The 24776-nt window shown below is 60.7% G+C and carries 19 protein-coding genes and 1 tRNA gene; 10 read left to right on the top strand and 10 right to left on the bottom strand.

What is annotated here, in order from left to right:
* Positions 1-84: 84 nt before the first annotated feature.
* Together KUA11_RS07890 and KUA11_RS07885 are read right to left on the bottom strand one after the other, a co-directional pair.
* Positions 85-1752, bottom strand: coding sequence for a stimulus-sensing domain-containing protein (locus KUA11_RS07890; protein WP_254454793.1), 1668 nt, complete (start codon positions 1750-1752; stop codon positions 85-87).
* A gap of 231 nt (positions 1753-1983) precedes the next feature.
* On the bottom strand, positions 1984-2691 hold the full coding sequence (locus tag KUA11_RS07885) for a response regulator transcription factor (RefSeq protein ID WP_166315861.1): 708 nt from the start codon (positions 2689-2691) through the stop codon (positions 1984-1986).
* 210 nt (positions 2692-2901) lie between these two features.
* On the opposite strand from KUA11_RS07885, the gene KUA11_RS07880 reads away from it, so the two are divergent.
* The 3 genes from KUA11_RS07880 (at position 2902) to dnaJ (ending at position 6909) form a co-directional block, all read left to right on the top strand.
* Positions 2902-3534 carry a nucleotide exchange factor GrpE gene (locus KUA11_RS07880; RefSeq protein WP_254454772.1) on the top strand — a complete coding sequence of 211 codons (633 nt, stop codon included), beginning with the start codon at positions 2902-2904 and terminating at the stop codon, positions 3532-3534.
* A 175-nt stretch (positions 3535-3709) separates the two neighbouring features.
* Positions 3710-5620, top strand: coding sequence for a molecular chaperone DnaK (dnaK, locus tag KUA11_RS07875; protein WP_217409778.1), 1911 nt, complete (start codon positions 3710-3712; stop codon positions 5618-5620).
* Positions 5621-5760: 140 nt separating this feature from the next.
* Positions 5761-6909 (top strand): molecular chaperone DnaJ, encoded by a 1149-nt coding sequence (gene dnaJ / locus KUA11_RS07870; RefSeq protein WP_217409777.1) that lies wholly within the window; start codon positions 5761-5763, stop codon positions 6907-6909.
* Between the two features lie 81 nt (positions 6910-6990).
* Here dnaJ and treF read toward each other — a convergent pair whose 3' ends face one another.
* Entirely contained in the window at positions 6991-8931 is a 1941-nt protein-coding gene (treF, locus tag KUA11_RS07865; protein WP_254454771.1) for an alpha,alpha-trehalase TreF, read from the bottom strand.
* A gap of 185 nt (positions 8932-9116) precedes the next feature.
* On the opposite strand from treF, the gene tldD reads away from it, so the two are divergent.
* Positions 9117-10616, top strand: coding sequence for a metalloprotease TldD (gene tldD, locus KUA11_RS07860; protein ID WP_217409974.1), 1500 nt, complete (start codon positions 9117-9119; stop codon positions 10614-10616).
* A 318-nt stretch (positions 10617-10934) separates the two neighbouring features.
* Here the strand turns inward: tldD and KUA11_RS07855 are convergent, their stop codons facing one another.
* Positions 10935-11318 carry a con-10 family general stress protein gene (locus KUA11_RS07855; protein WP_217409776.1) on the bottom strand — a complete coding sequence of 128 codons (384 nt, stop codon included), beginning with the start codon at positions 11316-11318 and terminating at the stop codon, positions 10935-10937.
* Positions 11319-11626: 308 nt separating this feature from the next.
* Between KUA11_RS07855 and KUA11_RS07850 the strand changes: the two genes are divergently transcribed.
* The 5 genes from KUA11_RS07850 to KUA11_RS07830 all read left to right on the top strand — a co-directional run bounded on the left by KUA11_RS07850 (position 11627) and on the right by KUA11_RS07830 (position 18044).
* Positions 11627-13414 (top strand): thiamine pyrophosphate-requiring protein, encoded by a 1788-nt coding sequence (locus KUA11_RS07850; RefSeq protein WP_217409775.1) that lies wholly within the window; start codon positions 11627-11629, stop codon positions 13412-13414.
* Positions 13415-13555: 141 nt separating this feature from the next.
* On the top strand, positions 13556-14398 hold the full coding sequence (locus KUA11_RS07845) for an SDR family oxidoreductase (protein ID WP_217409774.1): 843 nt from the start codon (positions 13556-13558) through the stop codon (positions 14396-14398).
* 184 nt (positions 14399-14582) lie between these two features.
* A complete protein-coding gene (locus KUA11_RS07840; RefSeq protein WP_217409773.1) occupies positions 14583-15329 on the top strand; it encodes an ABC transporter substrate-binding protein in 747 nt (248 codons plus the stop codon).
* Between the two features lie 310 nt (positions 15330-15639).
* A complete protein-coding gene (recA, locus tag KUA11_RS07835; protein WP_242006366.1) occupies positions 15640-16662 on the top strand; it encodes a recombinase RecA in 1023 nt (340 codons plus the stop codon).
* A 119-nt stretch (positions 16663-16781) separates the two neighbouring features.
* Positions 16782-18044, top strand: a complete 1263-nt coding sequence (locus KUA11_RS07830) for a 3-phosphoshikimate 1-carboxyvinyltransferase (protein ID WP_217409772.1) — start codon at positions 16782-16784, stop codon at positions 18042-18044.
* Positions 18045-18129: 85 nt separating this feature from the next.
* On the opposite strand, the gene KUA11_RS07825 is transcribed toward KUA11_RS07830, so the two are convergent.
* Both KUA11_RS07825 and KUA11_RS07820 read right to left on the bottom strand, forming a co-directional pair.
* Positions 18130-18708 (bottom strand): CatB-related O-acetyltransferase, encoded by a 579-nt coding sequence (locus tag KUA11_RS07825; protein WP_217409771.1) that lies wholly within the window; start codon positions 18706-18708, stop codon positions 18130-18132.
* A gap of 85 nt (positions 18709-18793) precedes the next feature.
* A tRNA-Ala gene (locus tag KUA11_RS07820) sits at positions 18794-18869 on the bottom strand.
* 140 nt (positions 18870-19009) lie between these two features.
* Here KUA11_RS07820 and KUA11_RS07815 point away from each other — a divergent pair.
* Entirely contained in the window at positions 19010-19321 is a 312-nt protein-coding gene (locus tag KUA11_RS07815; RefSeq protein WP_194303337.1) for a YggT family protein, read from the top strand.
* A gap of 6 nt (positions 19322-19327) precedes the next feature.
* Here KUA11_RS07815 and KUA11_RS07810 read toward each other — a convergent pair whose 3' ends face one another.
* From KUA11_RS07810 to KUA11_RS07795, 4 genes are all read right to left on the bottom strand, one after another.
* Positions 19328-19681 (bottom strand): hypothetical protein, encoded by a 354-nt coding sequence (locus KUA11_RS07810; protein ID WP_217409770.1) that lies wholly within the window; start codon positions 19679-19681, stop codon positions 19328-19330.
* 61 nt (positions 19682-19742) lie between these two features.
* Complete coding sequence (locus KUA11_RS07805) at positions 19743-20213, bottom strand: nuclear transport factor 2 family protein (RefSeq protein ID WP_217409769.1); 471 nt, start codon at positions 20211-20213, stop codon at positions 19743-19745.
* Positions 20214-20217: 4 nt separating this feature from the next.
* Positions 20218-23175: an excinuclease ABC subunit UvrA gene (gene uvrA / locus KUA11_RS07800; protein WP_217409768.1), complete on the bottom strand. Its 2958-nt coding sequence runs from the start codon at positions 23173-23175 to the stop codon at positions 20218-20220.
* Between the two features lie 67 nt (positions 23176-23242).
* On the bottom strand, positions 23243-24772 hold the full coding sequence (locus tag KUA11_RS07795) for a glycosyltransferase family 61 protein (RefSeq protein WP_217409767.1): 1530 nt from the start codon (positions 24770-24772) through the stop codon (positions 23243-23245).
* Positions 24773-24776 lie beyond the last annotated feature (4 nt).

Raw genomic sequence — 24776 nt, 5'->3', positions numbered from 1 at the left:
GGGCGTTCACACGGATATTCAAAAAGCCCCCGGCTGGAAACGGCCGGGGGCTTTTTTATTGGGCAAAAAGGAAACGACGCGTTTTCAGTCAGTGTCATCCTCGCGGCGTGCCGGCGGCGTGCCAGTCGCGCGCGGCAGCCGGATGATGAAGCGGGCACCGATGACGCGCCCTTCTCTGTCCGTCCGATTTTCGGCGCGGATGGTGCCGCGCAGGGCCTGAATGATCTGGCGACTGATGGACAGGCCCAGCCCCGAGTGTTGACCGAAATTCTCCGCCTTGGGGCGTTCGGAATAAAAGCGGTCGAAAATCGAATCCAGCTTCGACTCGGGAATGCCCGGGCCTTCGTCTGAGACGGATATTTCCACCATTCCTCCTGCCGCGTGGGCTTCCAGATAGATGTGGCCATCGGGAGGGGAGAACGAGATGGCGTTGCCGATCAGGTTGCGGATGACCTGCACCAGGCGGTCTTCCACCGCCAGCACGAGCAAAGGCGCCTCGGGCGTGTCGTCAGAAATGGCGAGGTCGATGTCTGGCTGATGGGGCTTGCGGGTGGACTGATGGATTTCCGCCAGCAGGGAGAGCAGCGGAACTACCGCCACAGGCTGCGCCCGCACACGCGACAGTTCGGCATCGAGGCGGCTGGCATCGGAAATATCGGTGATGAGCCGGTCAAGCCGCCGCACATCTTCCCCGATGATGGTCAGCAGGCGTCTCTGTCGGTCTGGGTCGTCGATGCGCAGGATGGTTTCGATGGCCGAGCGGATGGAGGAGAGCGGATTCTTGATCTCATGCGCGACATCGGCGGCGAAGCGCTCGATAGCGTCCATCCGTGTCCACAGAGCCTGTGCGCTGTCCTGAAGGGCACGGGCCACATCTCCGATCTCATCGCTGCGGCCCAGCAGGGCGCTCGGGACGGTACCGGTCCGCCCCGAGTTCTCACGCATGACATGCGCCGAGGTGGCCAGCCGGAGGAGCGGGCGGGCAATCGTCAGCGAGAGATACCACGACAGCAGCACCATGATGGCCATGGCCAGCAGGAAAAGCGACAGGATGGAGCTGCGAATCTTGAACAGCGATGTGTCGATCATCTCACCCGTGCGGGTAAGCTGAATGATGCCGACCGTCTGTCCGTCATGCACGATGGGTTCCGCCACGGTAATGACCAGCTTGTGATTGGTCGTGCGCCGGATATAGGGCGGTGTTTCAGGATCTTCCCGCGGCGGTCCCGCTTTCAGGGAGCGGTCTCCGGGAAGTGGCGGCGGTGGGCGATCGTCCAGCCGCATGTCCTCGTCATTGCCGAAAAGGGCGTCCACAAGGCGGCGGAACAGTCCGTCATGCGAGGTCGGTGTGCCGTCGGCTGGCACGTCCTGCATGTCCGGTGATGGCGGCGGACTGCCGGGGCGCCGATGGGCGAGTTTTTCCTGATGGCTGTCGGCGATCAGGGTGCCATCGGGTGAAAAGATCCGGGCATCCGCCGTGGGGCTGGGTTCGGTCAGCCGCAGCAGAAGCGGCCGCGCGAGATTGGGTTCCAGCATATGCGTGCCGCCGGGCAGGCGATCGCGGCGCAGTCCACGTGCGGCGGGATTGAGTGTGACGGCGCTCTGCCCGAGCGCCCCGGCATAGATGCGCGCCTGCTCGCGCAGGGCGCTGACCTCGGCGATCAGGAGGCTGTTGCGGAACTGGCTGAGAAACAGCAGCGTGAGGCCGAACACCACCAGCGGCAGCATGTTCACCAGCAGGATACGCCGCATCAGGGGTGAGATCAGCCGCCGGTCCGCGTCGTCCTCGCCCGGGGGCGCGGGCGAGCGTCGTGTGCGGGCCAGAAGCCGTATGCGCCACCGCCGTGTCCGCACACGCGCGAGACGGGCGATCTGGCGCAGTCGCGGCGGCAAGGCGCGACCGAGGGTGCGAAGCCGGTCCATCGGATCGGGGGACGCGGTCATGCCGCACGATCCGTCGGGCGGAAGCCGGGCTGCACCGTATCAGTCTTCCTTGTAGCGGTAGCCGATACCGTAGAGCGTCTCGATCTGGTTGAAGTCCTCATCCACCTGCCGGAACTTCTTGCGCACGCGCTTGATGTGACTGTCGATGGTGCGGTCATCCACGTAGATGTTGTCGCCATAGGCCGCGTCGATGAGCTGATCGCGCGATTTCACCAGTCCCGGACGGGCCGCCAGAGCCTTGACCAGCAGGAACTCTGTTACGGTCAGCGGGACGTCGTGGCCTTTCCACTGACAACGGTGACGCGATTCATCGAGAGACAGATCGCCGCGCACAAGCAGGCTGGCGCCGCCCTCGCCCGCCATTTCGGCCTTGTTGACCTCGTTACGGCGCAGAAGAGCCCGGATGCGCTCGATCAGCAGCCGTTGGGAAAACGGCTTGGTGATATAATCGTCCGCGCCGAGACGCAGCCCCATGAGCTGATCCACCTCTTCGTCCTTCGACGATAGAAAGATGATGGGCAGGTTGGAGCGTGCGCGCAGGCGCTGAAGCAGTTCCATGCCATCCATGCGGGGCATCTTGATGTCGAGCACGGCCAGATCCACCGGGCGGTTGGTGAGATCCACCAGAGCCTGCTCGCCATCGGTGAATGTGCGGACCTGATAACCTTCGGCTTCCAACGTCATCTGTACGGAGGTCAGGATGTTGCGATCGTCATCGACCAGGGCGATCGTTTGTTTTTCCGTCACGTATCCGGTTCTCCCACAACGGAGGCGACACCCATCCCACGGTGCGCTCGGGCTTCAGTCGGGGGCACAATAGCTTGCCGGGAGGAGCGGGGCTATGGGGTATGTCTCACCTCACGAAACAGACCGGCTGCCGTACGCATGGGTGGGCAGTGAGAATTCCTCCCTGTCGATGCCTTGTCGTCCTCCATCCGGATGCCTAATTCTTGTCACATGACCAACACGACAGACACCCAAGGGGCCGAAGCGCCAGCGGAAGATGCGGTGAACGGCCCCACCGAGCACGGTTCGTCCCACACGACAGCCGGGACGGATGCACAGCCCGAAGGCGCTCCCTCCACGGACGACGTGATGAGTGCGGCCAGCGCCAGAATCAAGGAGCTGGAAGACCAGCTCGCGGCAGAGCACGACAAATGGATGCGTTCGGAAGCGGAGATGCAGAATCTGCGCGCCCGCGCCAAGCGCGATGTGGACGATGCCCGCCAGTATGCGGTGCAGAAATTCGCGCGTGACGTGGTCGAGGCCGCCGAGAATCTCAAGCGGGCTCTCGCCAGCCTGCCGCCCAAGGTCGAAGGCGAGGACAAGCTCATCACCACGATGCGCGAAGGCATCGAGGGAACGGAGCGTTCTTTCCTGTCCATCCTTGAGCGTCATGGCGTGGTGAGTGAAGACCCGTCCGGCAAGCCGTTCGACGCCAATCAGCATCAGGCCATGGCTGAGCAGCCGAGCGCTGAACATGCGCATGGAACGGTCATGCAGGCCTGGACGCCGACATGGACGCTGCATGGACGTCTACTCAAGCCCGCGATGGTTGTCGTCGCCAAGAACGAAGGTGGCGCTTCGTAAGGGAAAAAGGAGGTGCTCAGGGGGTTGCGGTCCTCTTGAAACCCCTGTGAGGGCCTCCTACATCGGTAGGGAAAGAGGTGAACCCGTTCGGTTTTCCGAGGGTTTGCCACGATAAATTGAAGGGTGTCGCCCGATGCTTCGGGTCGGGTGGCGCCGCTGAAGGAGAAAAGACATAATGAGCAAGGTTATCGGTATCGATCTCGGTACGACCAACTCCTGCGTCGCCGTCCGTGAAGGCAACGAAACGAAGGTTATCGAGAACAGCGAAGGCGCGCGCACCACGCCGTCCATGGTGGCCTTCACCGAAGGTGGCGAGATGCTGGTCGGTCAGGCCGCCAAGCGTCAGGCCGTCACCAACCCCACCAACACGCTGTATGCCGTCAAGCGTCTGATCGGCCGTCGTTACGACGATCCGACCGTCCAGAAGGACAAGAAGCTCGTCCCCTACGAGATCGTAAAGGGTGACAACGGCGACGCATGGGTGGAAGCGCGCGGCAAGAAATACGCTCCGGCGCAGATTTCCGCTTTCGTGCTTGGCAAGATGAAGGAGACGGCGGAGTCCTATCTCGGCGAGAAGGTCACGCAGGCCGTCATCACCGTTCCGGCGTACTTCAACGACGCCCAGCGTCAGGCCACGAAGGACGCGGGCAAGATCGCGGGCCTCGAAGTTCTGCGTATCATCAACGAGCCGACGGCAGCCGCTCTGGCCTATGGTCTCGAGAAGAAGAACGGCGGCACGGTTGCGGTCTATGACCTTGGTGGCGGCACGTTCGACGTCTCGATCCTCGAGATTTCCGATGGCGTGATCGAGGTGAAGTCCACCAACGGTGACACGTTCCTCGGCGGTGAAGACTTCGACAACCGGATCATCGATTTCCTTGCCAGCGAGTTCAAGCGCGATCAGGGCATCGACCTCAAGAGCGACAAGCTGGCGCTCCAGCGTCTGAAGGAAGCGGCCGAGAAGGCCAAGATCGAGCTGTCTTCTTCCAAGGAGACTGAGATCAACTTGCCGTTCATCACGGCGGATGCGTCGGGTCCGAAGCATCTCGTGGTCAAGCTGACCCGTGCGAAGCTTGAGAGCCTGGTGGAAGATCTGATTGCCCGCACGCTTGAGCCCTGTAAGGCGGCTCTGAAGGATGCGGGTCTGGATGCGTCCAAGATCGATGAGGTTATCCTCGTCGGCGGCATGACTCGCATGCCGAAGGTGATCGAGGAAGTGAAGTCCTTCTTCGGCAAGGAACCAGCCCGCAACGTGAACCCCGACGAAGTCGTGGCGATCGGTGCGGCCATTCAGGGTGCGGTGCTCAAGGGCGACGTCAAGGACGTGCTGCTTCTTGATGTGACGCCGCTGTCGCTGGGTATCGAGACGCTGGGTGGCGTGTTCACCCGTCTGATCGATCGCAACACCACGATCCCGACGAAGAAGAGCCAGACCTTCTCGACTGCGGAAGACAACCAGAGCGCCGTGACCATCAAGGTCTATCAGGGCGAGCGTGAGATGGCGGCTGACAACAAGCTGCTGGGCAACTTCGACCTGACGGGCATCGCTCCGGCTCCGCGTGGCGTGCCGCAGATTGAAGTGACCTTCGACATCGACGCAAACGGCATCGTCTCCGTGTCGGCCAAGGACAAGGCGACTGGCAAGGAGCAGCAGATCAAGATCCAGGCCTCTGGTGGTCTGTCGGAGTCCGACATCGACAAGATGGTCAAGGACGCCGAGGCAAACGCGGAAGCTGACAAGGCGAAGCGTGAGCAGGTCGAGGCCCGCAATAACGCCGATGCGCTGGTCAGCCAGACCGAGAAGTCGCTCTCCGAGGGTGGCGACAAGGTTCCGGCCGATGTCCGCAGCGAGGCGGAAGAGGCCATCAAGGCTGTGAAATCGGCTCTTGAAGGTTCGGACGCGGACACGCTGAAATCAGCTTCCGAGCGTCTGACGCAGGCGGCGATGAAGGTCGGTGAGGCCGTCTACAAGGCCGGTCAGGGTGCCGAGGGTGCGGCGGAAGGTGCCGCTGCTGGCGGCGCCAAGCCCGATGAGAAGGTTGTCGACGCCGACTTCGAGGAAATCGACGACAACAAGAAGTCCTGAGCGGATATGCCGTGATGGGGTGGGACTGTCCCGCTCCGTCACTTCACGGGAGGGCGGTCTTGTGCTCTCCGAGGGTCCCAGACGCCCGCTCCGTTCAGGGAGCGGGCGTTTGTGCTTTCATCCCACTCATGAGGAACTAGATGGCCACCAAACTGGATTATTACGCTGTTCTGGAAGTCTCTCGGGAAGCCTCCTCTGACGAGCTCAAGAAGGCGTACCGGAAACTGGCCATGAAGTATCACCCGGACCGTAATCCGGGAGATGGCGCGGCCGAGGCGCGCTTCAAGGAAATCAACGAGGCGTATGACGTCCTCAAGGACGAGCAGAAACGCGCGGCCTATGACCGCTTCGGTCATGACGCGTTCACCAATGGCGGCGGTGGTGGACCGGGCGGCTTCGACTTCGGCGGCGGTTTCGCAGGCGGCGGTCTGGGCGACATCTTCGAGCAGATGTTCGGCGACATGATGGGCCGTCGCGGGGGCGGCAGTGCTGTGCGCGCCGGCTCCGACATTCAGGTGCAGGTCGAGGTCACGCTGGCGGAAGCCTTCAGCGGCGTGAAGAAGCCTGTCACCGTTCGCACCCGCATTTTGTGCGAGTCCTGTGAGGGCACCGGCTCCAAGGAAGGCGAGGCTGGCGTTCAGGTCTGCCCGTCCTGTCACGGCGCGGGCAAGGTGCGTGCCCAGCAGGGCTTTTTCGTGGTCGAGCGTCCATGCCCCACCTGTCATGGGGAAGGCCGCGTGGTGAAAGACCCCTGCGCCTCATGTCATGGCGAAGGCACCATTGAAACCACCCGTACGCTGGAAGTGGCCATTCCGGCCGGGATCGAGGACGGCACGCGCATCCGCCTTTCGGGCGAGGGTGAATCCGGGGGCAAGGGTGCGCCCGCAGGCGATCTGTATGTTCATGTTGCCGTGCAGCGCAGCGAACTCTTCCAGCGTGACGGTTCCAACATCTATGTCCGCGTGCCGCTGCGCATGACGCAGGCCGCGCTTGGCACCGAGATCGAGGTGCCGGTTGTGGACGGTTCGCGCGCCAAGGTGAAGATCCCTGCCGGAACGCAGGGCGGCGAGCATTTCCGTCTTCGGGGCAAAGGTTTCTCCGTCCTGCGGTCTTCCTCACGCGGGGATATGTATGTGCAGGTTGTGGTGGAGACCCCACAGAATCTGACCAAGCGCCAGCGCGAACTTCTTGAAGAATTCGAGAAGGAAGCGGGGGAGCATGTCAAAAGCAGTCCGGAACATGCCGGTTTCTTCAGTCGTGTGAAAAGCTTCTTCGAAGGGCAGGACTGAACATTCGGTCCCGCTTCACTGAAAAAGGCCTGCTCCCGTTCGGGGCAGGCCTTTTTTCATGAGCGAAATGTATCGACAGCGTCAGGGGTGATCGGGAGAAAGCGGCACGCCATCGCGGGGCACGCTCTCCTGTGAGGCAGCCTGCCCCTTGAGCGTTGGATGCACCACCGTTGCGATGGGTGGGGCATTGGGCTGGAGGCCGTCGCCCGGCGTATCCTCGATTTTGGATTCCTGACCGGCCTGTGGGTTGTGATTGAGAATCTGCTGCGTCAGGCGCGGATAGCGGTTCATCATCCCGACCAGCGTACCATTGGTCCAGCCGAAGCCGATCTGCATGGGGTATTCGCCACCGCCCGTGCCGCCGTCCTTCTGAATGGTGGGGCTGACGACATCGTATTTCTCAAGCAGAACACCACTTTTTTCATAGGTGCCGATCACGCGCGTCATCCAGCGCCGCGCGACGTCTTCCGCCAGAGCGTCTTCCTTGTAGGCCGAGAGTCCCTTCACAGCCATCCACTGATAAGGCGCCCAACCGTTGGGGGCGTCCCATTGCTGCCCGCTGGTGACGGTGGAGGCCGCGATGCCTCCGGGTTTGAGCAGAGACTCCCGCACCGTCTGCGCCACGGCATGACCCTGTTCGGGGGTGGCCATGTTGAAAAACAGCGGAACGACAGTGGCGGCGGACAGAACGCCTGTGTGGGTGTCGGTCTTCCAGTCGTAATCGATGAACGCCTTGCGTTCAGCGTCCCAGAAGACACGTTGAACGGTCGCCACGCGCCGGGCCGCTTCGGCAGCGTAGTGTCGGGCCTGCATCTTGTGGCCGGCCAGTTCGTGCGCTTTCGCTAGTGTCTGCACCAGATGCGCCACGGCCACGCTCATCTCGATCGTGACAAGATCGGTGGTGCGAATGGTGGAGAGCGTGTGTCCGTCCGCCAGCCAGCGCGAGGAGAAATCCCATCCTGTCTCGGAACCTGCGCGCAGGTCGCGCCAGAGTTCGTGCGCGGGACGATCCGTGGTGCGTGCTGTGGCGATATCCTGCGGGTAACTCTCATCACGCGGCGTATCGAAATCGTCCCATGGACGTGTCAGGAAGCTGCCGTCGCGCAGCCGGACGGCATGTCGCCACGCCTGACCGGGCTTGAGCGATGCTTCCCCGTCCGTCCAGTAGGCATATTCCTTCTGGAGTTCGGGGAGATATTTCACATAGATGCTTTTGCCATCATGCTGGGCCAGCAGATCGAGCATCATCGCAAAGAAGGCAGGTTGCGAGCGTCCCAGATAATAGGTGCGCGCCCCATTGGGGATGTGCCCGTAACGGTCGATCATGGAGGCGAGGCAGATAAAGGTCGAGCGCAGAAGATCGACGCGGTTGTCCTCATAGAGGCCGATCATCGTGAAGTAGCTGTCCCAGTAATACAGCTCCGAGAATCGCCCCCCCGGCACCACGTAGCGCTGGGGTTGCGTCAGCAGCGAGGACCACGGCACAGGAGTGTCCGGCTGACGTGTCAGCACGTCCCACATGCCCGAGATGTAGTCGCGCACGCTTTCGTCCGGAGTGCGCTGATACGCAGCCGAGACGATGGCCGGGACGGTGAACCATGTTGCCACGAAGGTCTTGAGGTCGAAGCCTGGCTGATCGTTCTGGCTGCGCCATGCGGCGAGGATCTCCTCGGGCGGCCGGTTGGGATAGGCATCGGCGGCGGCCTTGGCATCGGTAAAGATGCGTGCCCGTCCGATGGCGTCGAACAGTCCGTCGAGAATGATGGAGGGGGGCCGCAGATCCTGATGTTCGGGCAGGCGCGCGGCTTGTGGAGGCGGAATAATGGCGGGGTGCAACAGCACGGGCACATCGTCCGGGGAGGCAGCCTCGGGCGTGACCGGCGCGGTATCGGACGAAACCGTCATCGTCTCTCCTGCCGTCTGGGCGTGAGCTGCGGGGGCAAGCGCGCTTCCGGCGGTGAGGGCAAGGATGCCGGAAGCCAGAAAGCGGGAAAAGCGGATATGCGCGGTCCTACGCGTCAAATGATGTCCTTTCTTCGTAGCGTCATGGCCCGGCTGGGAGAGAAACGCAGGAGGCCCCGATGGGGTCCGTCCGTCATCCGACTTTTCTGTCGGTGACGAAAGCGAGTATGACACAAAGACGTATCAGGGTGGTGAACGGCCCGGCGCTTGCCGACCCGCTGCCCGTTCTTGCGGGAGTCTTGCCCATGTCGTCCGATGCCTCAACCCCGAACGCCCCTTCCCGCGCTCAGTCCGCCGTAGCCGGTCTTGGTCCGCTGGCTGCGACCGATCATCTGTTCTTTGAGCGGGCCGCTTCCCGCCTTGGTCGTGATGAAGCGCAGACGCTGACGGCCGACGCGCTGGCCGGCATGGATGATGGCGAGCTGTTTCTGGAATACCGCGAAAGTGAAGGGCTCTCGCTTGATGATGGCGTGATCCGCTCCGCGTCTTTCGACACATCCAGCGGTTTTGGCCTGCGCAGCGTGCTGGGCGAGGAAACCGGTTTTGCCCATTCGGATGAGATCAGCGCGAAATCCCTGCGTCGCGCGGGTGAGACCGTGCGCGAGGTTCGCAATGGCCGCACTGGCGTGATGGCGCCCCCGCCGCGCTCCACGAACACGCGCCTTTATGCGGACATCAACCCACTGCACGAGACGGATTTTGCACGCCGTGCCGCTGTGCTGGGAGAGATCGATGCCTATGCCCGGGGGCGCGATGCCCGCGTGGTGCAGGTCATGGCGTCCCTCGCGTCCGAATGGCAGGCCGTGCAGATCGTGCGGGCGGACGGGACGCGCGTGGCGGATCTGCGCCCGCTGGTGCGGCTGAACGTCTCGGTCGTGGTGGAAAAGGACGGGCGGCGCGAGAGTGGCACGCACGGTTTTGGCGGACGCTACAGCCTGACGAAGCTGATCGAGGAAAATGCGTGGCGCGGGGCGGTGGACGAGGCGCTGCGCACGGCACTGGTCAATCTGGATGCGCGTCCGGCTCCGGCGGGCGAGATGGAAATCGTGCTCGGTTCCGGCTGGCCCGGCATTCTCCTGCACGAGGCCGTGGGCCATGGGTTGGAGGGAGATTTCAACCGCAAGAAGACCTCCATGTTCTCTGGCCTGATGGGCAAGCGCGTGGCCAGCCCGGGTGTGACGGTGGTGGACGACGGCACGCTCCCCGACCGGCGGGGCAGCCTGACCGTGGATGACGAGGGAACGCCTACGGGCCGCACGGTGATGATCGAGGATGGCATCCTGACCGGTTTCATTCAGGATCGTCTCAATGCGCGTCTGATGGGAGCGTCTCCCACAGGCAATGGCCGTCGCCAGTCCTACGCGCACATGCCGTTGCCGCGTATGACCAACACCTTGATGCTCGGTGGTCAGGCAACCAACGAAGACATGATCCGTTCCGTAAAACGTGGGCTTTACGCCGTGAATTTCGGTGGTGGTCAGGTGGATATCACCTCCGGAAAGTTCGTGTTCGCGGCGTCCGAGGCGTATCTGATCGAGGACGGCAAAGTGACGGCTCCGGTGCGGGGAGCAACGTTGATCGGGAACGGTGCGGACGCCATGACCTCAATCTCCATGATTGGGTCCGATGTGGCGCTCGATCCCGGTATTGGCACGTGCGGCAAGGCGGGGCAGGGCGTGCCGGTGGGTGTGGGACAGCCCACGCTCAAGATGACGGGACTGACGGTGGGCGGCACGACTTCCTGAGAGAGATCGTTGACAGTCACCACGATGCTCGCATCTGAACGAAAGCACCAGAAATTACGAAGCTGTTTAGGGTAATGGGCATACATATTATACCGTTATCCTGAAATGGCGCGTTTCATGCGAGTGGTTCATTCAAATCCACTCTCAGAGGTTTTGTATTTAAGATGCTCTAGGGCTGATATTTGCGGATAGGCTCTTTCTGGGAAAAGCATCACCCCAATAATCAATTCGAACGTTCGGAAAACCTGACGATTGTAATCGTTCTGTTTGACTGCCCGGAAGCATGACGAGCATGCTTCCGGCGCAATGACGGCGTTATCAGGATTTGTGGCTGGCATGCCCACCCTTGCGGCCTGCTTCGGCCGCTTTTTCCGGATTGTCTGCGAAGTTTCCGGACTTGTGCGCTCCTTCTGTATGGGAGGCTTCAGAGCCGTGCCCCCCATGACTGGCCTGTCCGCCTTTGCGACCGGCTTCTACGGCCTTTTCATGGTCTTCTGCAAAGTTCCCCGGATTGTGCTGGGCTTTTTCGTGAGTTGTGGTGCTGTCATGACCTCCGTGGCTGGCGTGCCCCCCCTTGCGACCGGCCTCAGAAGCTTTCTCGCGATTTTCAGCGAAGTTCCCAGCGTTGTGGCTTCCGGCGCTTTCTCCCGAGCGGTCGGCAGCGTATGCGATGGGATGACGATTTTCGTGATTGTAGAACATACTGAAGACTCCATTTCTGTTCCGGCTGAAAACATGACCTCATTTTCATGTGTGTTCGATGTCAGGCTGTTTTCGGATCCGGTGAGGACTCAAGAAGATGGAGATAGGAAAGTTTCAAATATAAATAGAAAAGTTTTCAAGAAGGATCGGTTTTTTCGAACATAGGATGCGCTGGTCGTCGAAGCTTTTGATTCCACGTCAAACACGGTTTCGGTTCTGAAAAGTTCGTTTTCAAAGCAAGGAACGCATCAAATCCGGAAGCGTATGGAGTGTGACACACGCGTCGCACCAGTTTTCGGAGAAATAGGATGAATGTCAGTGAATTCGTCTGGAGGCGCCTCCGGGAATGGGGGCTTGTCCGTGTCTATGGATATCCGGGTGACGGGGTGGGCGGTCTGGATGTCGCGCTGGAAGCGGCGCTGAAAGAAGGTACGGAGTTTGTGCAGGTCCGTCATGAAGAAATGGCGGCTTTCATGGCCAGCGCTCACGCCAAGTTCACCGGGCAGGTCGGGCTGTGTTACGCCACATCGGGGCCGGGTGCCATTCACCTTCTGAACGGTCTTTATGATGCCAAGCTCGATCATGTCGGGGTCGTGGCCATTGTGGGCCAGCAAATGCGCTCCGCCATCGGGGCCGCCTATCAGCAGGAAGTGGATCTGCAGGCGCTGTTCAAGGATGTGGCCAGTGAATTCGTGGCCACGGCTTCGGTTCCTGCGCAGGTGAGGCATCTGATCGACCGGGCGGTGCGCATTGCCGCCGCCACGCGGTCTCCCACCTGCGTCATTCTGCCCAATGATGTGCAACTGCTTCCCTATGAAGAGCCTTCCATGGCGCATGGTTACACCCATACGGGCGTGGGATTTCCGGTAGAGAGCGGTATCCCAGATGAGGAGGGTGTGCGCCGGGCTGCGGCGGTTCTGAATGCAGGGCGCAAAGTCGCGATTCTTGCGGGCGCCGGGGCTCTCGCGGCCACGGAGGAACTGATTGCCGTGGCGGATGTGCTGGGAGCCGGAATTGCAAAAGCGCTTCTTGGCAAAGCCGCGGTTCCCGATGACCTTCCTTTTGTGACGGGATCGATCGGACTTCTGGGCACGAAACCTTCATGGAATCTGATGAAGGAATGCGACACATTGCTGATGGTCGGCTCGTGCTTTCCTTACAGTGAATTCCTGCCTGCGCCCGGACGGGCCAGAGGCGTTCAGATCGATATCAATGGGAACAATCTGTCCCTGCGTTACCCTATGGAGATCAATCTTCAGGGTGATTCCCGGCAAACCTTGCGTGCGCTTCTGCCACTTCTGGTTCGCAAAACAGATCGGACGTGGCAGAAGAAAATCGAGAAGGATGTCGCGCAATGGTGGAATGTTCTCGATGCGCGCGCCATGACGGAGGCGAAGCCGCTCAATCCGCAGCGGGTGTTCCGTGAACTGTCTGCCCGCCTGCCGGACCGGGCGATCATAACAAGTGACTCCGGTTCCGTGGCGAACTGGTATGCCCGTGACATCCGGTTGCGGGAAGGCATGATGGGATCGCTCTCTGGTGGACTGGCGTCGATGGGAGCGGGAACGCCATACGCCATCGCCGCCAAGATGGCGTATTCGGATCGGACCGTGATTGCCTGCATGGGAGATGGGGCCATGCAGATGAATGGTCTGAATGAAATGATCACGATTTCCAAATATTGGCGGCAATGGAAAACACCTCATTTGATCGTTCTCGTTCTGAACAATCAGGATCTTAATCAGGTGACATGGGAAGAGCGCATTCAACTTGGCGCGGGAAAGACGAACTCTACACAGAAGATACCGGATTTCCCGTATCATAAATATGCGGAACTGCTTGGTCTGAAGGGTATCTATGTGGATGATCCGGAAAAAGTCGGCACGGCGTGGGATGAGGCGCTGGCCGCTGACAGGCCTGTCATTCTGGAGGCCCGCACCGATCCTGATGTGCCGCCCCTCCCGCCGCATGTCACGATGGAACAGGCTTGGCATTTCCTAAGCATGCTGCCAGCCGATCCGGAACGTGGCAGTGTCATGAAGAATACATTCCGACAGCTTTTAAGTTCTTTTCGGCCCGCTCGGCGTCGAAAGTGAAAGAGACATTCCTGTCTTTCTTGGATTTTTCAGGAACTACTGTCTTTCCCCATCCGTTGTTTAGGCACGTTTCCCGATCTGGCCGCGATGTATGCGGGGCTGGAGTGTCGGGTGCATTCCATTATGTGAAAAGGTGCTGATATGAAAACGATCCTAATAACAGGTGCCGGCTCCGGTTTTGGAGCGGAAACAGCTCTTCGACTTGCCGCGCAGGGAGAAGATGTGATCGCGGCCGTGCAGGTTCCGCCCCAGATTCATGCGCTGGAGAAGGAAGCGCAACGCCGTGGCGTAAAGCTTCGCATCGAAACTCTTGACGTGACATGCGAAGGGGATCGGAAAAAGGCGGAGCATTGGGACGTGAGCGTTCTGCTCAACAATGCCGGTATTTCAGAAGGTGGGGCCGTCGCGGACATTCCGGCTGAGAACCTGCGGCGACAGTATGAAGTCAACATCGTCGGACCGGTCCTGCTGACGCAGATCGTGTTGCGGGGCATGATCAAGCGGGGAGAGGGCAAAGTGGTGTTCATGTCGTCCGTCGCCGGGCTGACCACCGATCCCTTTGCCGGTGCCTATGCGTCTTCCAAACATGCGATCGAAGCGATCGCTGAGGCGCTCCATCTGGAAATGCAAGAGTTCGGAATCGAGGTGGCCACGGTCAATCCGGGGCCGTTCTTGACGGGTTTTAACGATCGGATGTTCGAGACATGGAAAGGCTGGTGTGATGACCCGTCGGAGCGGGTGTTCGATTACAGCCGGATCGCCTTTCCGCATGAGCAGTATGATCCGGAGCCTGTGATTGAGACCACGATTGGTGTCCTGACCGGGAAGATCGGCACTTATCGTAACGTGGAACCACAGGCGATCATTGGTCAGCAGCGACAGATGATGGACAAGGTCTGGACGCGCAAAAGTGCGGAAGGTCTCGGACAGCGCGCTGAACTTGTGAAGAAGGCCTACGAACTGAAGCCCGGCACATCAGTCTGAGGTTGAAGTTGGGGGATGAGGGGAGCGCCCGGAGAATGCGCGTTTCCTCATCCCTACAACGTGACTCTAAATCTCTCGACTTTACATCCGCTACACCGCCACGCTCACGTCCGCGCGTTATAAGCGCCGGTCGCAAACCCTGACGCGCAGCAAGAACAACAATTCGGCCGGCAGGGAGGTATTCATGAACCGCGAGACCGTCATCAGGGAGTTGGCGCCGGAAGGCGTCATCCGCACGGCCATCAATTTGGGCAACCCCGTTCTGGCGCAACGGGATGCCCAGCATGGGGATGTCGCGGGGGTATCTGTCGATCTGGCGCGTGAGATTGCGCGGCGATTGAAGGTGGACGTGCTGTTTGAGGCATTTGCCGCCGCAGGGGACGTCACGACGGCGGTATCGACAGGGCGGCTGGATCTGATGTTTCTCGCCGTCGATCCGAAACGAGCTGAGGAGATTCTCTTTACCGCTCCCTATGTGGTGATCGAGGGCACGTATCTGGTACGGGAGGACGCGCCCTTCCATGATGTTGCGGATCTGGATCGTGAAGGAGTGCGCATAGCGGTCGGTAAAGGGGCGGCGTACGATCTGTTTCTCTCGCGTGCGTTGAAACACGCGACGCTTGAGCGCGCCCCGACCTCGCCGGCGGCCATCGACCTGTTTGTGGAGTCGGGGCTGGAGGCTGCGGCGGGTGTGCGCCAGCCGCTCGCGGCCTGGGCAGCGAAGCATCCGGGCTACCGGGTGTTGGACGGTCGTTTCACGTCCATTGAGCAGGGCATCGGCACACCGAAGGGCCGGGAGGCCGCGCGGGCGTGGTTGCAGGACTTCGTGGAGGACGTGAAAGCGAGCGGATTCGTGGCCGAGCGTCTGGCGGCGCATGGGCAGACAGCGGCGACGGTTGCACCGAAGGCGGCCTGTTTTCCGGTGTTCTGATGGGCAAAGCGGGCAGACGGTAGGATTTTTCTTGCCTTTGTTCTCCCTATGTTCCAAAAGAGAACAAAGGCGAACGCTTTATTAACAAGCCGTTTGCGTCGGAGGGACGGCGTCCGAAAAGGGCCGTCCGATTTCGGCATTCTGCAAGGAACATAGGCGCAGGCGGGTGCAATTCCCCGTTCCGCGCATTGCCCGAGAGGTCAGGCCTGTGACAGACTCGTCAGCCGGTATGATCAACATGCCCGAAATGCCGTCGCTGCTTGCGTTCATGACGAAGCCGGAGCGGGAAATCGGGGGTCGAGGAATGGAAATGGACAAGACGAAGGCTCTGGACGGGGCGCTAAGCCAGATCGAGCGTGCATTTGGCAAGGGGTCCATCATGCGGCTCGGCCAGCGCCCTCACCAGCAGGCGGACGCGATCCCAACGGGGTCGCTGGGGCTGGACATCGCGTTGGGCATCGGCGGTCTGCCGCGCGGGCGCATTGTCGAAATCTACGGCCCTGAGAGTTCGGGCAAGACGACGCTGGCCCTGCATGCGATCGCGGAGGCGCAGAAGCTTGGGGGCACCTGTGCCTTCATCGATGCCGAGCACGCGCTCGATCCGGGGTATGCCCGCAAGCTGGGTGTGGACATCGACAACCTGCTCATCAGTCAGCCCGATGCCGGTGAGCAGGCGCTCGAGATTGCTGACACACTCGTGCGTTCCGGTGCAATCGATGTGCTGGTGGTGGACAGTGTGGCGGCCCTTGTGCCGCGCGCCGAGCTTGAGGGCGACATGGGCGACAGTCATGTCGGCCTGCATGCGCGTCTCATGAGTCAGGCATTGCGCAAGCTGACGGGCACGGTCTCGCGTTCCAACACGCTGCTGATCTTCCTCAACCAGATCCGTCTCAAGATCGGTGTGATGTTCGGCAACCCCGAGACGACGACGGGCGGCAACGCGCTGAAGTTCTACGCCTCGGTGCGTATGGATATCCGTCGCATTGGTGCGATCAAGGACAAGGACGAGGTTGTGGGCAACCAGACCCGCGTCAAGGTGGTGAAGAACAAGATGGCCCCGCCGTTCCGGCAGGTCGAGTTCGACATCATGTATGGCGAGGGCATCAGCAAGATGGGTGAACTGATCGACCTTGGCGTGAAGGCGGGCGTGGTGGAGAAATCCGGCGCGTGGTTCTCTTATGACAGCCAGCGCGTAGGGCAAGGGCGTGAGAACGCCAAGCAGTTCCTGCGCGATCATCCGGAAATCGCCAAGCAAATCGAGCAGAAGGTGCGTGAACAGGCGGGTGTCGTGGCGGAAGCCATGATGGATGGCCCTGACGAAGAAGACGGCTGAGGCACTTCAGGGAAAGGGCCGTTTCGCGTAAAGGCGGAACGGCCCTTTTTGTATCGGAGCCGGTATTCCTGCGGTTTTGTGGTAGAACGCGGTATCACACGACACAGGACAGAGAGTTCATGGTTGCCGCTTCCGCCATCCGCATCGTTCCTCCCGGTCGCCCGCTGCGGGGAAAGCTGGAACTTCCCGGCTCCAAATCCATCACCAACCGCGCCCTGCTTCTGGCCGCTCTTTCCAAAGGTCGCAGCCATCTGACAGGCGCGCTCAAGAGTGACGACACGCGCTATATGGCGAGAGCCCTCCAGCAGATGGGGGTGCAGGTCGAGGAACCGACGGAGACCAGCTTCGTCGTGACCGGAACGGGCGCGCTGGGCGTGCCGGAGGCTCCGCTGTTTCTGGGCAATGCAGGCACGGCGGTACGGTTTCTCACGGCCGCCGTGGCCGCGCGCGTGCCGGGCAAGGTTGTGCTGGACGGTGACGAGCACATGCACAAGCGCCCCATCGGGCCGCTTCTGTCCGCGCTCTCGGCTCTCGGCGTGAAAGCCTCCGCGCCAACGGGCTGTCCCCCCGTAACCGTGGAGGGCACGGGCCATCTGGCGGGAGGAGAGGTGCGCATCGATGCCGGTCTGTCCAGCCAGTATGTCTCGGCCGTGCTCATGGCGGCAGGCTGCGCGGACGCGCCTGTGAAGATTGCGCTTCAGGGAAGCGGGCTGGACGCGCGGGGATATGTCGATCTGACCGTGGCCACCATGCAGGCTTTTGGTGGAGAGGTGCAGGCAGAGGGCGCCATGCGGTGGCGTGTGCAGCCCAAGCCTTATGCCGCCACGGATTTCTACATCGAACCGGATGCGTCCGCCGCGACTTACCCTTGGACGGCAGGCGTGCTGACGGGGGGCGGGATCGATGTGGGGCTGGACCCGATGGCGTTCTCGCAGCCGGACGCGAAGGCGTGGCAGATGATGACGCTGTTTCCGCATATGCCCGCCGAGATCGATGGCTCGCAGATGCAGGACGCGGTGCCGACACTGGCCGTGCTTGCGGCTTTCAATCAGACGCCGGTGCGGTTTGTGGGGATTCGCAATCTGCGGGTGAAGGAATGCGATCGGATTTCCGCTGTCAGCATTGAACTGAACCGGATCTGTCAGGGGCTGGCGCGGGAGGAGGGAGACGATCTGATCGTCAATGGTGATCCGACACTGGCCGGACAGTCACGCCCGACCCGGATCGAGACCTATTCCGATCATCGCATTGCCATGGCGTTTGCTCTGACCGGCTTGCTGATCGACGGCATCACGATCCTGAACCCTGCCTGCGTGGGCAAGACATGGCCCGGTTACTGGGATGCGCTGCGCGGGTTGGGTGTGGAACTTGTGGTGGAATAGTCCTGCTTGGGGGGAAGGTCTGGGTCAATGTTCGATGGTCCAGGCTTACCTGTCGGGACAATATGAGCGTCGTGAGAGGATTCTTCTACCCGCCGTAAGCCGCCACAAACCCTTGTACATCGCCACTCATCAGCTTGGGCAGGCGTTCGCGGATGACGTCCTCCGGCCAGTTCCACCAAGCGATAGCCAGCAGCCGATCAATGATCTCAGCAGGAAAGCGGTGTCGGATGGTCTTCGCGGGATTGCCACCCGCAATGGTGTAGGGTGGCACGTCTTTCGTCACGATGGCGCCCGCCGCAATGATGGCTCCAGACCCGATGGTCACACCGGAGGTGATGATCGCCCGCGCTCCGATCCACACATCATGACCGATGACGATATTGCCGCGTGAGGTATGGTCATTCTCTGCCACGCTCGCTTCCGGCCAGAAATGCGAAAGCGTCTTGAAGGGATAGGTCGTCACGGTGTCCGAGCGGTGGTTGCCCAGAATCAGCAGCACCTCCGGCCCGATGGAACAGAAGCGTCCGATCTCCAACCCGGCCTGCTCGGCTTCGATAACGGTGGGCGAACCATAGGTGTGTTCACCGATCGTCCAGCCCCATTCATCAATCTGGTGCGCCAGAGCATAGCGTGTGAGCAGGGAGAAGGCTTTGTTGCCGAACATGGCGGATGGTCCTGATCGGACACAGGAAACGGCAAAATTTTCCGTGTCCATTGATGTTCTTATTGTTTTGAAGACATAAGGCGGTTGGTGGAGCTGAGGGGGATCGAACCCCTGACCTCCTCATTGCGAACGAGGCGCTCTCCCATCTGAGCTACAGCCCCGCCTTACCGTTCGGATACATAACGGGCGCTTCCTCCCTGTCAAGTGGGTTTGTTCTCCCGCTTATATTGTGCGCAGGACGGCCTCTCCTGTAGGCTCCGCGCCTACAGGCCCTGTTGGGCCGCCTTCCTGTTTTATCGGAATGAACGGAGTTTTCGTGTACGATCTGTGGCGTCTGCTTCTGACGGTGACCCGGCTCTATGAGTTCGTGATCATCATCTACTGTGTGTTCAGCATGCTCTACGCTTTCGGTGTGCTCGACACGCGCAACCGTTTCGTCTGGCAGGTTGGACGGTTCCTCAATGCTATCGTGGAGCCCGTGCTGACACCGCTGCGCAACGTCCTGCCGTCCTTCGGCAATGTCGATCTTTCGCCGCTGGTCATTCTGCTGGTGCTGCAATACCTCGTGGAGCCGTTCTTTGCGCACCAGATGATGCGCAGCTTTTTCGGCTGAAAGGCTTCACCGCCGCTCGGAATCCGCCCCGCTACCATTGTCGGTGATGCCCGCCCGATCGGGCGCATCCGAGTTCGGCTCTATCGTGCGAGTAATGGCCGCTACTGCAGCGTCATCGCCGAAATCGGTGCTCCTTGGAGCACGTATGTGAAAGCGTGAGGGCTGGTCACGGTTTTCTTCCAGCACATTGGCCACGGCTTCGGGATCGGTGTTCTCGGCCTGCACGAAGAGGCGGTCGGCCTCCGCCTGTTCGCCGCGCTCCTCGGCGCGAAGAGCCGCTTCCGTCATGGCGCGGGCTTGACCGTGCTTGCCTTCGCCTGCGTGGTTCGGGGCGTCGTTATCTCCGATAAAGCGTGACATGAACGCTCTCCCTGTTTGTTGCTGCGTCTTTCAATAACGAGTGTGATGACGGGAGGTTCGCTCAGAGTCCCAGATCGCTCAGCCCGGGATGGTCATCCGGGCGTCGCCCCTGTGGCCAGTGAAATAGTCGTTCTTCTTCACGGATCACCTGATCGTTGATGCAGGCAAAGCGACGACTCATCAGACCAGTTTCCGTAAACTCCCAGTTTTCATTGCCATGCGAACGAAACCAGTTGCCTCTGTCGTCGTGCCATTCGTAGCAGAAGCGCACAGCAATCCGGTTTTCTTCAAAAGCCCAGAGTTCCTTGATGAGCCGATATTCCAGTTCGCGCGCCCATTTGCGCGTCAGAAACGCGACAATCTCCCCCCGTCCCGTGACGAATTCCGTGCGATTGCGCCAGTAACTGTCGGGCGTGTAGGCCAGAGCGACCTTCTCCGGATCGCGGCTGTTCCACGCATCTTCGGCTGCGCGCACCTTCTGGATGGCGGTTTCACGTGTAAAAGGCGGAAATGGGGGGCGTGACGTGTCCATGTGTTCAGGCCTTTTTCCGTGTCCGGGACTTGCTTTTGCTCGCGGAAGGAGTGGTTTTCTTCTTTATGGTGGAAGGTTTTTTCGGAGGCGTGGGGAGTGCAGGCACCTCATCCAGCAACGGCGCGAGAAACCGTCCCGTATGACTTTTCGGGCAGGCGGCGATGTCCTCCGGTGTTCCGGCCGCCACCACGCGCCCACCGCCACTACCGCCTTCAGGACCGATATCGATGATCCAGTCGGCGGTCTTGATGACCTCCAGATTGTGCTCGATCACCACGACGGTGTTGCCCTGATCCACCAGCGCATGCAGCACTTCCAGCAGCTTGCGCACGTCCTCGGTGTGCAGGCCGGTGGTCGGCTCATCCAGGATATACATCGTCCGCCCCGTGGCGCGTCGCGCGAGTTCCTTGGAGAGCTTCACGCGCTGCGCCTCACCTCCCGAAAGTGTGGTGGCCTGCTGTCCCAGCGCCACATACCCCAGACCCACTTTCTGCAGGATGGCCAGGCGGTCGCGGATACGCGGTTGCGCCTCGAACAGCGGATAGGCTTCATCCACGCTCATGGCCAGCACGTCTGCAATGGACTTGCCCCGGAACTTCACTTCCAGCGTTTCGCGATTGTAGCGCGCGCCCTTGCAGGTGTCACAGGTGACGAACACATCGGGCAGGAAGTGCATCTCGATCTTGAGCACGCCGTCACCTTGGCAGGCCTCGCACCGTCCTCCCTTCACGTTGAAGGAGAAACGTCCCGGCTTGTAGCCGCGCGCCTTGCTTTCCGGCAGTTCGGCAAACCAGTCGCGAATGGGCGTGAACAGATCCGTATAGGTGGCTGGGTTGGAGCGTGGTGTCCGCCCGATAGGGGACTGGTCGATGTCGATGATCTTGTCGAGCTGTTCCAGCCCGTCCACGCCATCGCAGGGAGACGGCACTTGTGAGGAACCCATCAGACGGCGTGACAGTGTCTTGTAAAGTGTGTCGATCACCAACGTGGATTTGCCCGAACCGGACACCCCCGTAATGCAGGTGAAGGTGCCAAGCGGGAATTGAGCGGTCACGCCCTGGAGGTTGTTGCCCGTGGCGTTGCGCACAGTGATAAGGCGCTTGGGATCGAACGGACGTCGCGTGGCAGGAACAGGGACTTTTCGCCGACCGGAGAGATAGTCACCGGTCAGGCTGTCCTTGCATTTCGCGACTTCTGCCGGTGTGCCACTGGCGACCACAGTGCCGCCCTTCACGCCCGCGCCCGGTCCCATGTCAATCAGCCAGTCTGCACTGCGAATGGCGTCCTCGTCATGCTCGACCACGATCAGCGTGTTGCCCAGTGACTTAAGCCGTTCCAGCGTGCCGAGCAGGCGCTCGTTGTCGCGCTGATGCAGACCGATGGAGGGTTCATCCAGCACATACAGCACGCCCGTCAGGCCGGAGCCGATCTGGCTGGCCAGACGGATGCGCTGACTTTCGCCGCCCGAGAGCGTTGCGGAGCCGCGAGAGAGGGTGAGGTAATCCAGTCCGACATCGACCAGGAATTTCAGACGTTCCTCGATCTCGCGCAGGATACGCCGCGCGATCTCGGCACGTTGCGGCGTCAGCGTGGGCAGAACGGTGGCGAACCATTCATGTGCTTCACGGATGGGAAAGTCGGAGGCTTCCGCAATGGTGCGTCCGGCCACTTTCACGCACAGCGCCTCGGGGCGAAGGCGCGCGCCATGACAGACATGACAGGGCTTATCCGACTGATAGCGCGAGAGTTCTTCACGTTCCCAGATGCTGTCAGTGCGCTTCATCCGCCGTGCGAGGCTTGGGATGACCCCTTCGAACTTCTTGGTGTCTGTCTGGCTGCGATAGCCGTCTTTCCACGTGAAATGCACCTCCTCGGCCGTGCCGTTGAGGATGGCGTCCTGTGCTTCATCCGGCAGATCGCGCCATGGTGTGTCCATGGAGATGCCGAGATGCTTGGCGACACACCGCAAAATGTCTTCTGCAAAAGGCGTGCGCTGGCCGCGCCATGGAGCGATGGTGCCTTGGGCGAGAGAGAGGTTCTCGTCCGGCACGACAAGATCCGGATCGAAAAACGTCTCGGTGCCGATGCCGTCACAGGCCGGACATGCCCCTTGCGGCGCGTTGAAGGAGAACAGGCGCGGCTCGATCTCTTCGAGTGTGAAGCCGCTTTCGGGACAGGCAAAGCGCGAGGAAAAGACCGTGCGTGTCCCATCTTCCTTGCTGTCGCGCACCACTTCTTCCGTGATGGCAAGCCCATCCGCAAGGTCCAGTGCCGTCTCGAAACTGTCGGCCAGACGGCTCTCGATGCCCGGTTTCACCACCACGCGGTCCACAACGACTTCGATGGTGTGGCGGAGCTTGCGGTTGAGGTTCGGCACGTCCTCGATTTCGTAAAGAGTGCCGTCCACCTTCACGCGCGAGAAGCCTTTGCGCTGAAGTTCGCCCAGTTCTTTGCGGTATTCCCCCTTGCGGTCACGGATGACCGGGGCCAGCAACATTAGCCGCGTGCCGTCCTCCATGGCCATGACGCGGTCCACCATCTGACTGACGGTCTGGGCTTCGATCGGCAGGCCGGTGGCGGGTGAGTAGGGAATGCCCGCGCGCGCCCAGAGCAGACGCATGTAATCATGAATTTCGGTGACCGTGCCGACCGTCGAACGCGGGTTCTTGGACGTCGTTTTCTGCTCGATGGAGATGGCGGGTGAGAGACCCTCGATGGAGTCCACGTCCGGCTTGCCCATCAGTTCGAGGAACTGGCGGGCATAGGCGGACAGGCTTTCCACGTAGCGGCGCTGGCCCTCGGCGTAGATCGTGTCGAAGGCCAGCGATGACTTGCCGGAGCCGGATAGGCCAGTGATGACCGTCAGCTGGTCACGCGGAATATCCACGTCAACAGAGCGGAGATTGTGGGCGCGCGCTCCCTTCACGCGGATGGCGGAAGAGGAGACTGGTCGTGCGGTCATGGTCCGGTCGGTATCCCTTGTGGTCCAACCGGAGAATATAGGGTGCGTTGCGAAGTTTTACAGGGCGTCAGGCCATCAGGAAGCCGCCGGAGACGCGCGCCGCCTGCTGACGACGGCCATGAAGCTGGTCGTATAGCTTTTGTGCGGCCTGTATGCGCTCAGGAGAGAGTTCAACGAATGTGACGCATTCCCATCCAAGTTGGGTTTCAGCGCGGAACGAGGCTTCGGCGCCATCGCTGTGGGGGGGGAGGGTAAGCCATCGTCCATTGTGCTGGATACCGGACTGGCGAACACCTTCAACGTCTTCAAGCGTCAGGCGACCGGAGATGCTGGTGGCCCAGCGACTGGTGGTTGACGCAGTGATGGGAAAAGGCGCTGGCGCTTCGGCGAACAGTTCTACATCGCCGTCCTGTCCCAGCGCTGCGATGATGGGATAGAGAAGAGGCGAAGCCTTGCTTGAGACGACCAGTTTGCCGTCGGCATGACGTGCCGTGAGAAATTCTTCGGTTTCATTGCGGACAGCGTAAAAGGTCATGGGAGTAGACTGTTTCGACGTGCGACTAGCCTGTCTTTTGGCCTGTATTTTTGTCTGTTGAGCAAAGAAAGCATCGGTGAAGGCGTCGGCCAACTTTGCAGGATCTTCCATGCGGAAGCTGTGTCGGAATCCGGGCGCGGCCTCCGTTTCGGTGATGGATGGGCTGGTAACGTAGCGGAAATCCGCCTGATTACAGGCGTCAAGAAGGTAGAACGAGTTTGAGTTGTGAGCCACGACATGCAGGACAAGGCCGTACGCTTTGCGGCTGAAGATGCTGGTGTGCATGTTCGATCCGAGCATGCCCGCCACGCCTGCCGGATTGTGGAAAAACGCAATCTGCTCGCGCAATGTATGATTCTCGGGCGATTCAATCCGAAACCCGCGAGATTCGAGCCGTGCGCAGAACTCATCCTCGTTCACGCAGTTCAGCACGCCTCCGGAAAGATTTTTCTTGGTGAGAAAAACCGGTCGTTCGTCGGTCGAAGGGGCGACGCGATCACCGATGGTGTTGGTGAAGGCGATAAATTCCTTCATGCAGAAATGATTGATCTGAAATGTCGGCTCGGGAAGCAGAAGACGGCGGACAAGAGTTGTGGTCGTGGGAGAGAGAAGGTCGCTGGGAGAAATGCCGATCAGCTCCATCAGTTCTTTGAACCATGGAGTGTTCCAAGCCGTTGCCAGACCCGGACCGCAATGGACAAGAATTTTTGAAGATGGCGCAGCGACATTACGCAGGTACCACAGGCGCGGCAGCAGTTCGAGCAATGTGTGGCCATAATGCAGACCGATCATGCCACCGTAAACGGCACTTTCGATTTCCGGCATGTCCATGCTGCAACGGGGACTGGCCGCGATCCATTCCTGGCCATGACCAAGGTTGCTTTTTTCCTGAATCAGGGCTGCCCGGGCATTGAGACGACCGTTGAGATCATAGATGCCCCAGGGAAGAGAGCCGTAATGATCGTGCCGGGGGTAAAAGACAGCGTATTCCGCCACACTGAGGGCTGGTCGAAAGTGGTCCCATTCCGTGAGGCCATAAGGGGCAACGCAGTCCGTTAACATCGCG

Origin of the sequence: Acetobacter estunensis (assembly GCF_019083805.1) — a bacterium.
In the GTDB taxonomy this organism is placed as follows: domain Bacteria; phylum Pseudomonadota; class Alphaproteobacteria; order Acetobacterales; family Acetobacteraceae; genus Acetobacter; species Acetobacter estunensis_A.
This window is presented reverse-complemented; position numbering and strand designations above follow the sequence as displayed.